Source organism: Blautia sp. MSK17_66 (genome assembly GCF_020538025.1).
In the GTDB taxonomy this organism is placed as follows: Bacteria; Bacillota; Clostridia; order Lachnospirales; family Lachnospiraceae; genus Blautia_A.
In genome coordinates, this window is sequence record NZ_JAJBNQ010000014.1 from 22,620 (window position 1) to 36,006 (window position 13,387).

Genomic DNA, 13,387 nt, shown 5'->3' on the forward strand with positions numbered 1-13,387 from the left:
GTGAGAACAATGGCACACGACAGGGAATTTCAAAGGAAGCGTAAAGATACCCGGATGCCGGTGCGTGATTCCCACGGGGAGGATCAGCCGGCAGCCAGGCAGACCGAACAGGATTTTGACCTGCGCAGGGCACGGGACACCCCTTCTTCTGTCAACGGCAAGACACACAGGCAGGACATCCCTGTACAGACGGAATTTTCCCATCTGTCACCGGAAACACCGGAGTCCTTGTTGGAACAGGGCGAAGCGTATGCAACCGCTTTGGATGGTTTTTCGGAACACTTTGAGACACCGGATGCTGCCAGGACAGCGCCCCCGATACAGGACAACGTGCGAAGCAATTTCCGGCAGGAGGCTTCCAGACGTTTTCTTGTAACAGAGAATGCGACAGACCATGATACCGGAAAATATGCTCCTTCTTCCGAAGGCTCAGCCACACCGGACAGCACAGACAGATCCAGTCAGGAACACCGTTACCGGACACATCAGCATGGGAACAAATATCAACAGCGTTTTCAGGAAGCGGCACAGGCGGAGGAACAGGCAGCGCAGAAGGAAAAGGGTGTGGATAGCGAACCGCCGAAAACATCCAAGCTGGAATTTACTGCGGATGAACTACCGCCGGAGACAAAGGATAAAAAGCTCACCCATGCAAGACGGAAGGCGGAACGGACTGCACAAAAAGCAGAGCAGGCGCAAAATCGTCTACCTGCCCGGAAGAAACTGCGCATGGAGACGGTTTCCGACCCGGAGACCGGAAAAGCCAAAAAACACTTAAAATTTGAAAAGGAGGTCAAATCCCAAAAGGTCCATGTAAAAGGACCTGTACCCCTGCGTCCGGTCAAGGCGGGCGCCAATACTGCCATTGGTTACGCTCATAAAAAGATTTATGAGGCAGAGGATGAAAATGTGGGCATCAAGGCAGCCCACCGCTCTGAACTTGTGGGCGAGGCAGGGCTTCGCACGGCATATCACCGGCATAAAACTGCCCCCTACCGAAAGGCAGCGAAATTACAGCAAAAATCAGCAAAAGCAAACGCAAGACTTGCTTACCGGCAGGCTCTTAGCGACCACCCGGAGCTGAAGAAACATGCGATTGCCCGGATATGGCAGAAACAAAAACTGAAAAGGCAGTATGCCAAGGCTGCCCGTGAAGCCGGGAAACAGGCAAAAAATGCCGCAGTCGCAACAGAGAGGGTCAGCGTCGGTATTGTCCATGCGGTCAAACGGCACCCTGTAATCTGCCTTGTCCTCCTGCTTCTCCTTTTGGTAATTTTCCTGATCACATCCCTGTTTTCCACGTTCTCCAATATCGGGACCGGCGGTTTGGGAAGTCTGGCTGCTTCTACCTATCTTGCAGATGATCAGGACATCAACCAGGCGGAGCTTACCTATACCGAATGGGAAACGGATCTGCAAATGGAAATAGACCGGGTGGAATCAGACCGCCCCGGCTATGACGAATACCGGTATAACCTGGGCGCAATCGAGCATGACCCGTATGTGCTAATGGGGTATCTGACTTCTGCTTATCAGGGATTTACTTACGATGAAGTGGAAAGCGTGCTGCGGCAGCTTTTCCAGGAACAATATACCCTGTCCTTTTCAGAAGAAACCGAGATCCGTTACCGCACCGAAACTTCCGTTGATCCGGAAACCGGGGAAGAAACCCAGGAGGAAGTGCCTTATGAATGGCGCATCTTAAATGTCAAGCTCACAGTCACACCTCTAGAAAACCTGGTCGTTTCCCGGATGAACGCAGACCAGAAAGAGATCTGCGAGATCCTGCTGCAGACAAAAGGAAACCGCCAGTATGTCAAAAATGTCTTTGGCACCAACTGGCTCCCTTATGTGACCAGCTATTACGGCTACCGGGTACATCCCATCAGTGGGGAAAAGAACTATCACACCGGTGTGGACATCGGGATGCCGGAGGGCACAGAGATCCTTGCCGGGCATGACGGAACGGTCACCCTTGCGGGAAATGCCGGCGGTTATGGCTTGTGTGTCGCTATTGAAGGCGAGGCATACGAAGGACATACCCTGACGACCAAATACGGGCACTGTTCCCAGATCCTTGTTTCTGCCGGGCAGGAGGTCAAAGCCGGGGATGTGATTGCAAAGGTCGGGAATACCGGAAATTCTACCGGGGCCCACCTGCACTTAGAAGTCCTGGTTGACGGCCAGTATTTGAATCCCCTGTATTTTGCCGATACCGGCGATACCAGCGAACGGCACCTGCCGGAAGTTGGTTCAGGCGGTACAGGAAACTACTTCGATTATGACATTCCACCGGAAGCCCTTGCGGATGAACAGTTTGCCGCAATGATGGCCGAGGCGGAAAAATATCTTGGCTATCCGTATGTATGGGGAGGCGCAAGCCCTTCCACTTCCTTTGACTGTTCCGGCTATGTGTCCTGGGTGATCAACAACTGCGGCGTTGGCTGGAATTTCGGAAGGCTGACCGCGGATGGTCTTTTAGGTGTATGTACGCCGGTATCAAGTGCGGATGCAAAACCGGGCGACCTGATCTTCTTCCAGAGGACCTACAACACCAGCGGCGCAAGCCATGTAGGGATCTATGTGGGAAATGGAATGATGATCCACTGTGGAGACCCGATTTCTTATGCAAACATCAATACAAGCTACTGGCAGCAGCATTTTTATACATTTGGGCGTCTGCCTTAACAGATTGGAGGTAATAAATTGAATCCTAAAATTGAAAAACTGGAAAAGGAAATTGAAAAGACCAAAACAAAGATTGCGGAAATGCAGGCAAAGCTCCATAAGCTGGAGGAACAGAAAACAGAGCTGGAAAATACCGATTATGTAGCGGTGGCGCGCAGTTTCAAACTGACGCCCCAGCAGCTTGCGGATTTTTTGAAATCACAGCAGGCAGCCCCTTCGGAAACTGTTTTACCGCAGGAGAAGGAGGATGTGCATGAGGCTTAAAAAACTTTCCCTGCTGCTGGCGCTTACGCTTCTTGTAAGTGTCAGCGCATTACCTGTAACGGCTCATGCCGGCGGTTCCAAAGACACCACACCGCCAACGCTGACTGCTTCCATGGAGGGCGATGCCCTGAAAATAGAAAGCAGTGACGATCTATCCGGCGTGGAGGCGGTCTTTGTTGATGAAAACCGTATCAACTCCCTCACCGACGGGAAAGCGTCGGTCGCACTGAAAGATTATGCCGGAACAGAAAAACAGGTAAGCATATACGCAAAAGATTATGCCGGCAACCGTTCTGATATGGTAAAGCTGGATAATCCGTATTACAAAGAACCGGCTCCTGAAAAGAAACCTGCTACGACAGCACCCCAGAGTCCGTCCGGTACACAGACAAAACCGCCTAAGGAAGAAAAACCTTCCGGCTCAAACGCTGCAACCCCTTCCGGCGGCGGAAATTCTTCCGGTTCAGATAACAGTACCGGACAGCAGGAAAATACTTCTGCGATCCCGGAAGGTGCATTTACCCCGGAAGGCACCGGAACGGTACAGGACAACATCAGCGGTACGGATGGGGAAAAACAGTTTTACACCATCACTACGGACGCGGGCAATGTCTTTTATCTGGTGATCGACGGGAAACGGGAAGATAACAATGTCTACTTCTTAAACGGCGTCACAGAGTCCGACCTGATGGCACTTGCAGAAAAGAACAATGGCAGCATGAGCATGATCCCCCAGGAAGAAAGCTGTAACTGCACAGAAAAATGTGAGGCAGGAAAGGTTAATACCGGCTGTCCGGTCTGCAAAAATGACTTAAATGGCTGCAAAGGAAAAGAAAAGCCGGCGGAAACTGAAAAACCGGCAGAACCGGAAAAGCCGAAGAAAGAAACCGGCAGCGTCGGCACGATCCTGTTTATCCTTGCTGCCTTACTTGCGGTCGGCGGGATCGGTTACTATGTAAAAATCGTGCGTCCGAAACAGCAGGCCGAGGACGATGCGGAATTTGAGGATGACGGTTATGGCGAAGGCTTTGACCCGGATGAGGCATACGGGGAACCGGAATATCTTTCCGAGGATGATTTTGACGACAAGGACAGCAAATAAGGCTGTCCTTTTAGATTTTATGAAAGTGAGGATTTTTTCATGGAACATATCATAACCAGACGCCGCGGCTTTCGCAAGCTGTTGGCGTTTTTGCTTTGTATGGCAAGCATTTTGGGGCTTCTTCCGGCTCAGGCTTTTGCCATGTCTGTCGGACAGACGGCAAGCTCCTGGCTGGGCGACCAGTATGTGGGCTCTGATGGGAACCACTACCGTGCCCCGGCGCCTTACACCTATCTTGCCTACCATGCAGACGGAACCATCGATGTACACACCAGTTCCGGGGGCAATGCTTACCGGCACTATATGCTGACGGATTCTGACGGGATCAGCCACCAGGTTTACTGTGTGGAGAGCGGGATTCCTTACCATACTTCGGAAAATACCTATGTTTCGGAAAGCGGGACCAACAGCCAATACCTGAACCTGCTTCCTGCCGAGGCAAGGAGGGGGATCACCCTGACTGCGATCTATGGCTGGAAACCCGGTGCGGCGCTCCCTGTTTCCGGAATCAACGAGGATGACTATAAGATGGCAACCCAGATCATCCTTTGGGAATACCAGCAGCAACTTAGAAGCGATCCGTACAGCCGCCACGGAAACGGCCACGCAGACGCCGACCAGTATTTCAGCGTGATCGCCGGACGACCGGCAGAAAAAGCCTATGACTGGATTCTTGCACAGGTCGCTTCCCATTCCACAGTACCTTCCTTTACTTCTTCTAAGAAAAGCGAAGCACCGGAACTGGAACTGAAATGGGATGTAGAAAAAAAGGTCTATACCCTGACGGTCACAGATACCAATAACTTGAAGATCGATCTGGAGGCTTTGAAAGGCAGCGGCGTTTCTGTGACAAGAAACGGAAATGAATACACCTTTACCAGCAGGCAGATGATGATGGACCCGGTGCTGTTTGAATTCCGAAAGAATATCCCGGTGGCAAACGACATGCTGATCTGGGGCAGACCCGGCTACCAGACCATGATGACCGGTGCCAGCGATCCGGTTTCCTTCTTTGTAAAATTCAAAACGGAAACTTACGGTACCGCAAAACTTGTCAAGACCAGTGAGGACGGCATTGTTTCCGGTATCACCTTCCATATCTCCGGTACGGACATTTTGGGAAATGAAGTCAATGAGGAAGTTACGACCGGAGAAAACGGCCAGATTGAAAAGAAGCTCCTGCCGGGAACCTATCTGGTAAAAGAACTTCCGGTGGACCGCTATGTGACCCCTTCCGCACAGTACGTGACCATTGAAAGCGGGCAGACTTCTTCGGTACATTTCAGCAATATTCTGAAGAAATTTCGCGTCCATGTGGTAAAGAGTGATGCTGACACCGGAAATGCTCAGGGGGATGCCACGCTTGCAGGGGCGGCCTATGGGATCTTCCGTGATGGCGAACTGATCGACACTTATACTACCGGACCGGATGGCAGCTTTATGACCCGCTATTATGTATGCGGGGATGGCTGGACGATCCGGGAAATCGAACCGAGCACCGGGTATCTTCTGAATGAAACCATTTATGAAGTGGGTGCATCCCCTTCCCTGTATGAAGTGGAACTCAATACCACAGAAAATCAGGTGACGGAAACGGTTATTTACGGAAGTATCCAGCTTGTCAAGCACACCGATGACCTGGACCCGGATGTGCCTGAGGGCGAAAATACCGACGATCCCAATGCTGGTATCATCGAACGCCCGGAAGCAGGCGCAGTCTTTGAAGTTTACTTAAAGGCAGCCGGGAGCTATGACGCGGCAAAGGAAAGTGAACGTGACCTTCTTACCACGGATGCGGATGGTTTTGCTTCCAGTAAACCGCTTCCTTATGGACATTATACGGTCCATCAGATCGCAGGCGAGGAAGGCAAAGCCTTTGTCCCGGACTTTACGGTATTCATTTCCTCTGACGGAAAGACTTACAGCTATATCCTGAACAACCGCACCATCACAGCCCGTCTGAAAGTTGAAAAATGTGACGCAGAGACCGGAAAGATTATCCCTGTGACCGGAACCGGTTTTCAGATCAAGGATCTTTCCACCGGGGAATTTATCACCCAGACCGTCTACTATCCGAACCCGGAAACACTGGATACCTTCTATGTTTCTGACGAGGGCTGGCTGATGCTGCCGGAGCCTTTGGCCGCCGGGGATTATGAACTTTATGAGGTGGCTGCCCCTTATGGCTATGTGCTTTCCGATCAGCCGGTACCGTTTACCATTGACGGCAGCGAGGCGGTTGTGACGGTCACTCAGTACAATATGCCGCAGAAAGGCCAGCTTACCATCACAAAGACCGGAGAAGTATTTGCTTCTGTCCAGGAAAACGACGGACTGTACCAACCGGTATATGAGGTTGCCGGACTTCCTGGAGCGGTCTATGATGTGATCGCAGATGAAGATATTTATACCGGTGACGGTACCTTGCGGGCAGAAAAAGATACGGTTGTGGAAACACTTACGACCGGCGAGGACGGCACAGCGAAAAGCGGGTCTCTCTATCTTGGCCGTTATCGTCTGGAGGAACGTCAGGCGCCTTCCGGCTGTGTGTTGAATCCTCAACCGGAATATGTGGAACTGACCTATGCGGGTGAGACCGTAGAGGTTACACAGACAGCGGCCGGTCTTTATGACGAACGCCAGAAAGTGGATGTCACACTTTTCAAGGCAATGGAGACCGATGACCTGTTCGGTCTTGGCATGAACGAGGAATATAAGGATATTTCCTTTGGACTTTATGCTTCCGCAGACCTGACGGCGGCAGATGGCAGCGTAATCCCGGCAGGTGGACTTCTGGAAGTGGTCTCTGTTTCGTCTGAGGAATCCGGCGGTTACAGCGCTTCCTTCGCTTCCGACCTGCCTTTTGGCAGCTATTATGTCAAGGAACGCACAACCAACGGCGCCTATATCCTTTCGAATCAGGAATATCCGGTTGTCTTTGAGTATGCTGGTCAGGAAACCGCCCTGGTACAGATCCTTGTCAATGAAGGCGAGGCTGTTTCCAATGAACTTCTCCGTGGGCGTGTAGACGGTGTAAAAGTCGGGGAAAACCCGGAAGGCGGCGAGGATGTCACGCTTGCCGGTGCGCTCATGGGTCTGTTTAGACCTGATACCGAAGAATTTACTGAAGAAAATGCGCTGCTTACTGCTATTACCGGAAAAGACGGCAGTTTTTCCTTTGAGAACATTCCTTACGGACACTGGATCGTCAAGGAGATCTCTGCCCCTGACCTTTATACGGTAAGCCCGCAGCAGCACCATGTATATATCGGTGCAGACGGACAGCATATCGAGATCCGTGTGGAAAACACCCTGATCCGCGGCAGTGTGCAGGTAACTAAAACCGAAGCTGTGGAGGAACCGTCCCCTGTGGAAAAGGAGGATAAGAAAGACAAGAATTCTTTCCTGCGCTTCCTGCCCGGTGCAGTGTTCGACCTGTATGCGGATTCCAACGCCAACCAGGAATATGATCCTGACGATCAAAAGATCGGTACGCTGAAAGAAACCGATGCAGGCTATCATACGGCGGAAAACCTTCTGGCTGGCGGCTACTTTATCAAAGAAAGCAAAGCGCCGGAGGGCTATCAGCCTGACTCAAACGCTTACTATTTTTCCATCACAGAAGATGGACAGGTCGCAGTTGTGGAAAATGGAGAAGCCGGGCACGGATTTACCAATGAGGCTTACCGCGGCAACTTAAAGATCACAAAGGATTCCAGCGACGGGCGCAAAGATGGTTTTGCCATCGAGGTTAAGAGTGCGGACGGCTCCTACTGCGAGACATTCACCACTCCAAAATCCGGCGTGATTGAAGTTAAGGGCCTTCGTGTCGGTATTTATACCGTAACAGAAGTTGCAAACCGGGCAAGCAAGGATTACATCATTCCTGATGCCGCTACGGTGGAGATCAAGGCAGATCAGACATCTACGGTCCAGTTCTTTAATGAAAAACCGGAAAAGCCGGATAACCCAAAGAACCCGGAAAAGCCTTCTGTTCCCTCCAATCCTTCCACCCCTCAAAAGCCGGTACCGCAGACCGGGGATGATCCGTATATTTTCCTGTATGGCGGACTGCTGGCAGCCGCACTGATCGGCGGCAGCGTATTTGCTGTGTATTATTTCAAAAAGGGAAAATACAGCAGGACTTCCCTGAAAAGAACGGCTGTCGGGGTTTCTGTCCTTTCACTCTGCGTTCTGGTGGCTCTTGGCAGCGGTTTTTTGGTGTTCCGTGACTTGAACCAGTATGCTGAGAGTAAAGATGCCTATCGAGATCTTGCCGGATATGTGGAAGTGCCGGAGCAGACAGCTTCCCCGGAGTCGGCACCCGATCCGACAGAACCAAAACGGGACGATACCGATATTGTCCTGCCTTCGGTAGACTTTGAAACGCTCCGTGAAAATGGACCGGACATCATCGGATGGCTTTCTCTTCCTGATACGGTGCTCAATTATCCGGTGACGCAGACCGACAACAACGAGTATTACCTGAACCATCTTTATGACGGGACCTATAACAAGGTTGGCTGCCTGTTTGCCGACTATGAAAACCGGGCAGATTTTTCAGACCGCAATACGATCATTTACGGTCATAATATGCGGGATGGTTCCATGTTTGCGCTGCTGAACCGGTACGATGAACAAAGTTACTTTGATGCTCACAGGCAGATGTATCTCGTTACTCCGAAGGGTGGTTATGTCATGGAGATCTTTGCGGCTTTTGCAGCAAAGCCGGAAGAATCCGGCAGTGAAACTTCTCCCTGGCAGCTTTCCTGGAAGGATGACGGTGCTTATACTACCTGGCTTACAGCTATGAAGGAACGTTCTGCGGTGGAAAGTGATGTGACTGTGACCTGCAGCGATAAGGTACTGACCCTTTCTACCTGTACGCCGGGCGGCACAGGACGCTTCCTTGTCATGGGAAAACTCGTGAAAGTAGATAACGAAATATAGATTTTAGACGGTGCGGGGGCAAAAGCTCCCGCACCTGCTGTTTACAAGGAGGATTTTATTTTATGGTAAATACCATTATTTCCATTCCCGGCTATGTCCATCTTTACCGCTCACTTTTGCGGTTTTACGACATGCCGGAAAATGAAGTCCGGGAAATGCTCTATCTTCTGAATACGGCAAACCTGGACTGCTACGAGTATTATCACCCGGACCGCAGTGTGATCCAGAGCGGACCGGTCGCTTTTTGCGGATGGCTGGAAACGAAAGACTGCCGCCCTTACCGCACAGAGGTACAGCTTTACAAATCGCTGCTGTTTTTGAAGCGCAGCATCGACCGTGACCTGATCGTATCAGCTCAAAGGGAGGCTCTGCAAACCCTGCGCTGTATTATCTCCAATCTGGAATACCGCTTTTATAAAGCCTATGGCATGGAGATCGAGGACAAACGCACGGTCTATGGGGAATGTACCTACCGTCTGGTTCCCAGGGAGGATGAACCCAGCGTGTGCCTGATGCACGACTGGATCTACCTGCCAACTGCCTGATGTCACGAATAATATATAAAATATGTGACATATATGAAAACTGTACTGCCTTGCAAAATTTTTGATTTTTGATGTATAAATCAGATTTTTAATGGGAACACTCAAAATAAGAGGAATAGGACCTATTGCAATCATGTCACGAATAATATATAATATTCGTGACATGAAGGGAGGCGGTATTGTGGACAACGGATATACAAAACGAATACGAGAGCGTGTTCTTTCTCTTGAAGATGGAACTGTTTTTGTGATGTCTGATTTTGCGGATATTGCAGATACATCCACTATTCGTCAAAGTTTAAGCCGTTTAGTGCAATCAGGAACATTGCGCCGTATTTTGAAAGGAGTTTATGAAAAACCAAAATATAGCAAACTTCTGGATGAATATGTGGCGGCAGACCCGGAAGCGGTGGCGAACGCATTGGCACGAAGTTATCACTGGACGATTGCCCCATGTGGGAATACAGCATTGAACCTGTTAGGTCTTTCAACACAGGTAACAGCAGTATGGTCCTATATCAGCGATGGTCCATATAAGACCTACGAGTGGAACTCTACAAAGCTGGAATTTAAGCACCGGACCAATAAGGAGATTACCGGATTGTCCTATATGACAAGTTTGGTTATACAGGCATTAAAAACGCTTGGCAGATCGAATGTTACGCCAGAAGTCATACAGATGCTTTCCGAAAAACTGACAGACAAGGATAAACAGGCTTGTTTGAAGGAAGCAACCGAGTCTACGGATTGGGTTTACGATACGATACGGCAGATTTGTGGAGGTGAAAAGGTACAATGAGAAATATAGCAAGACTTTCAGATAACGACCGCAGGGAGCTGTTCAGAAATACAGCAGATAAAATGGGGCTGAATGATGCCATCGTGGAAAAAGACTTTTGGGTATGTTTTACGCTGGATTATTTATTTCACCGCTCACCATGGAAAGAGTCCATCACCTTTAAGGGTGGTACCAGCCTTTCAAAAGCCTTTCACCTGATCAGCCGGTTTTCAGAAGATATTGATTTGATTCTGGACTGGCGTGTATTGGGATATGGCAAAGATGAACCATGGGAGAAACGTTCCAATACAAAACAGGATGCTTTTAACAAAGAAGCCAATGTGCGTGCAGAGGTATTTCTGTCCGAAACATTCTGCCCGGCAGTCAAAGCCGGCTTATCCCAGGAAATCGGTTGTGAAGCAAATGTCTACATAGATGAAAAGGATAAACAGACGGTCATTTTCGCCTATCCGCACCTTTTTACGAATACGGCGACTTTACAGGTGATCCGTTTAGAGATTGGTGCGCTGGCAGCGTGGACTCCTGCAAAAACAGCGCTGATCGAACCATACGCGGCAAAATATTATCCGAAGATTTTTGAGCAAAAAGAAACCGCAATCCTTACCGTTGCCCCGGAACGGACCTTCTGGGAAAAAGCCACAATCCTGCACCATGAAGCGAACAGACCGGAACATTTGGAAATGCCGCAGCGGTATTCCAGACATTATTATGATCTCTACCGCATGGCTGCAACACCGGTTAAAGAAGCTGCTTTTTCCAGGCTTGACCTCCTGAAGAAAGTTGTAGATTTCAAAATGAAATTCTATCCCAGATCATGGGCGAAGTACCCGGAGGCTGTGCCGGGCACATTAAAATTACTCCCGCCGGAATATCGGTTTGCAGCATTGGAAGCGGACTATAACTCTATGCAGGATATGTTGTATGGGGATGTTCCGACATTTGAGACAGTCATAGCAGCGGTCCAGGAACTGGAAAAAGAGATCAATACACTATAAACAATTACATATCCATTTATTTGCCGGCTATTCTAAGATGCTTTAGAATAGCCGGTTTCTTGTTTTCAAAGGAGGGATGCTATATTACGCAAAATGAAGTCAATGCCGTTTTTGACGAACAGGTGCGGCTCTGTGCTGATACCTTGAAACGGAAAACCAAAGAATACACCGGGGATGACCCGGACCGGCTGGGTGCATTTAAGGCAGCGGCAGCTTTACAGCACACAACGCCCCAGCGTGCCCTTGCCGGTATGCTGGCAAAGCATATTGTTTCTCTGTACGATATGTGCTTTGCCGAGGAAACGGTTTACCCGATGGACACATGGGACGAAAAGATCACAGACAGTCTGAACTATCTGTTCTTACTGAAAGCGATTGTAAAGGAGGGACATACCAATTAAACGAATCGAAGTAAAAATTTTGAACTGCCAGGCGGTAGCGGAAGCAGAAAAAAACATGGTCTTTGCGGCAAGGCTTACCCAACAGGGACATAAGATTGCCTCAATGGACGACCTGATGGAGCTCTACGAAAAATCATTCAGCGTTCAGACAGTAGCAGCTATGGGGGCGCTTCCCCATCCTACCATCCAGAAATTTGCGGTGATCACGGTAGCCATTGTCGGCGCCAGCAGGCGTTTTCTGGCGCAGATCACCCGCCACCAGAACGAAGTAAAATTTATGAGTGCATCGCTGCAGTACAGCAACTATACGGGACAGGCGGATTTCGCTGTCCCGTATTCTATTATGACGGCTCCGGCAGTGGTACGGGAATTGTACTTAAAAAGCTGTCATGAAAGCATGAAATGTTATGAAGCCCTGTGCACTGCCGGAAGCGGGCACGATGCGGCCGGCTATGCCACGCCCCAGGGATTACGGAATGTACTGCTCATCAGCGCCACCCCTTATCAGTGGAAACATATCATCAGCCAGCGGGTATGCCGGAGAAATACTGATGAAACAAGGATTGTGCTGCTAAAGGTCTGGAAAGAACTTTATGAACTAAGCCCTGCTTTGTTTGCCCCATCACTGACCGGGCCTTTTTGTCAGATGGATCGATGTCTGGAAGGTAAAATGACCTGCGGGCGAAAATTGGAGGCAGATATGACGCCGGAGGATATTTTAGAAAAAGACTATCCTGCTCTTTGGGAAGGAGGCTGCCGATGAAAATAAAACTGATTGACTTTGGCGTACCGGAGCACCAGCGTCCTTACCGTCCGCATGGCAATGATGCCGGAGCAGATGTTTATCTGCCCTATGACTGCACCTTACAGCCCGGAGAAATCGCCAAAATTCCTCTTGGTTTTGGACTGGAAATACCGGATGGGTATGCGGGATATATCTTTCCCCGTACCAGTATGGCGGTAAAAGGTCTGGTCTGTGAACTGCCACCTGTGGATTCCGGCTACCGTGGAGAGATCCATGCGATCATCAGCAATGTAAGCAATCAGGCGCAGTCTCTTTTTAAGGGAGCCCGTATCGGGCAGCTTGTGATCACGCCGATCGTCATTGCGGATTTTGTAACCGATCTGGGAACAGAACGAGGAACCGGCAGCTTTGGCAGTACCGGCGAATAGAAAAAGGCTGTTTGGAGAACAGTTTTTGAATACTTATCGGTATAGGGAGCGGACATTTCGAGAACATTATAAAATATAATAAAGAAAGTCACGAAAAAAGCGGCCATTACCGTGACCGCTTACTTTCTGCTATTGAGTTCTTTCATAATACCGAGGATATATTGCATGGATTGAGGATCAAGCTGTCTTGCCTCTGCAATGAATTCCTTTAAGGTTTCCGGGTAGGTATTTCCTTCATCAAAGAATTCCTGCGGTGTCACACCCAGATATTCGCAGATGTAGAAAAAAGACTGCATAGCGGGAAGTGACTTTTTATTCTCAATATTATTGATGTAGTTGTTTGCCTGACCTAACGATAAAGACATATCGCGTGCGGAAACTCCTTTTTGTGTCCGCAGCTTCGCTAATCGTTCCGGGACAAAATCTTCATACATCGCCTTCACCTCCCATTCTGTAATAGATTGTACCTC

11 protein-coding genes are annotated in these 13,387 nt (G+C 49.6%); 10 read left to right on the plus strand and 1 reads right to left on the minus strand.

Annotated features, from left to right (window positions below; all coding sequences use genetic code 11):
- The first annotated feature begins 9 nt into the window (after positions 1–9).
- The 10 genes from LIR34_RS08850 (at position 10) to LIR34_RS08895 (ending at position 12,917) form a co-directional block, all read left to right on the plus strand.
- Positions 10–2,688 carry a CD1108 family mobile element protein gene (locus LIR34_RS08850; RefSeq protein WP_173769606.1) on the plus strand — a complete coding sequence of 893 codons (2,679 nt, stop codon included), beginning with the start codon at positions 10–12 and terminating at the stop codon, positions 2,686–2,688.
- A gap of 18 nt (positions 2,689–2,706) precedes the next feature.
- The gene (locus LIR34_RS08855; RefSeq protein WP_025577937.1) at positions 2,707–2,952 is read left to right on the plus strand and encodes a DUF4315 family protein; all 246 of its coding nucleotides are present in this window, start codon (positions 2,707–2,709) and stop codon (positions 2,950–2,952) included.
- Complete coding sequence (locus LIR34_RS08860; protein ID WP_064785863.1) at positions 2,942–4,054, plus strand: DUF4366 domain-containing protein; 1,113 nt, start codon at positions 2,942–2,944, stop codon at positions 4,052–4,054. Before LIR34_RS08855 ends, LIR34_RS08860 begins: the two co-directional genes overlap by 11 nt.
- A gap of 39 nt (positions 4,055–4,093) precedes the next feature.
- Positions 4,094–9,004, plus strand: a complete 4,911-nt coding sequence (gene srtB, locus LIR34_RS08865) for a class B sortase (RefSeq protein ID WP_173769605.1) — start codon at positions 4,094–4,096, stop codon at positions 9,002–9,004.
- 62 nt (positions 9,005–9,066) lie between these two features.
- Complete coding sequence (locus LIR34_RS08870; protein WP_064785859.1) at positions 9,067–9,549, plus strand: hypothetical protein; 483 nt, start codon at positions 9,067–9,069, stop codon at positions 9,547–9,549.
- A 181-nt stretch (positions 9,550–9,730) separates the two neighbouring features.
- On the plus strand, positions 9,731–10,348 hold the full coding sequence (locus LIR34_RS08875; RefSeq protein WP_055158509.1) for a DUF6088 family protein: 618 nt from the start codon (positions 9,731–9,733) through the stop codon (positions 10,346–10,348).
- On the plus strand, positions 10,345–11,343 hold the full coding sequence (locus LIR34_RS08880) for a nucleotidyl transferase AbiEii/AbiGii toxin family protein (RefSeq protein ID WP_064785857.1): 999 nt from the start codon (positions 10,345–10,347) through the stop codon (positions 11,341–11,343). Before LIR34_RS08875 ends, LIR34_RS08880 begins: the two co-directional genes overlap by 4 nt.
- An 83-nt stretch (positions 11,344–11,426) precedes the next feature.
- Positions 11,427–11,744: a hypothetical protein gene (locus LIR34_RS08885; protein ID WP_040446694.1), complete on the plus strand. Its 318-nt coding sequence runs from the start codon at positions 11,427–11,429 to the stop codon at positions 11,742–11,744.
- Positions 11,740–12,507, plus strand: a complete 768-nt coding sequence (locus LIR34_RS08890) for an FAD-dependent thymidylate synthase (protein ID WP_256439197.1) — start codon at positions 11,740–11,742, stop codon at positions 12,505–12,507. The genes LIR34_RS08885 and LIR34_RS08890 overlap by 5 nt, the downstream gene beginning before the upstream one ends.
- Positions 12,504–12,917, plus strand: coding sequence for a dUTP diphosphatase (locus LIR34_RS08895; protein ID WP_005361111.1), 414 nt, complete (start codon positions 12,504–12,506; stop codon positions 12,915–12,917). Before LIR34_RS08890 ends, LIR34_RS08895 begins: the two co-directional genes overlap by 4 nt.
- A 119-nt stretch (positions 12,918–13,036) precedes the next feature.
- Here the strand turns inward: LIR34_RS08895 and LIR34_RS08900 are convergent, their stop codons facing one another.
- Positions 13,037–13,351 carry a helix-turn-helix domain-containing protein gene (locus LIR34_RS08900; protein WP_005361112.1) on the minus strand — a complete coding sequence of 105 codons (315 nt, stop codon included), beginning with the start codon at positions 13,349–13,351 and terminating at the stop codon, positions 13,037–13,039.
- Between the last annotated feature and the right edge of the window lie 36 nt (positions 13,352–13,387).

Excerpts from the sequence above, each read along its gene's own strand:
- LIR34_RS08895 (WP_005361111.1), top strand. The coding sequence starts at position 12,504 with ATGAAAATAAAACTGATTGACTTTGGCGTACCGGAGCACCAGCGTCCT.
- LIR34_RS08880 (WP_064785857.1), top strand. The coding sequence starts at position 10,345 with ATGAGAAATATAGCAAGACTTTCAGATAACGACCGCAGGGAGCTGTTC.
- LIR34_RS08900 (WP_005361112.1), bottom strand. The coding sequence starts at position 13,351 with ATGTATGAAGATTTTGTCCCGGAACGATTAGCGAAGCTGCGGACACAA.
- LIR34_RS08850 (WP_173769606.1), top strand. The coding sequence starts at position 10 with ATGGCACACGACAGGGAATTTCAAAGGAAGCGTAAAGATACCCGGATG.
- srtB (WP_173769605.1), top strand. The coding sequence starts at position 4,094 with ATGGAACATATCATAACCAGACGCCGCGGCTTTCGCAAGCTGTTGGCG.
- LIR34_RS08870 (WP_064785859.1), top strand. The coding sequence starts at position 9,067 with ATGGTAAATACCATTATTTCCATTCCCGGCTATGTCCATCTTTACCGC.
- LIR34_RS08860 (WP_064785863.1), top strand. The coding sequence starts at position 2,942 with ATGAGGCTTAAAAAACTTTCCCTGCTGCTGGCGCTTACGCTTCTTGTA.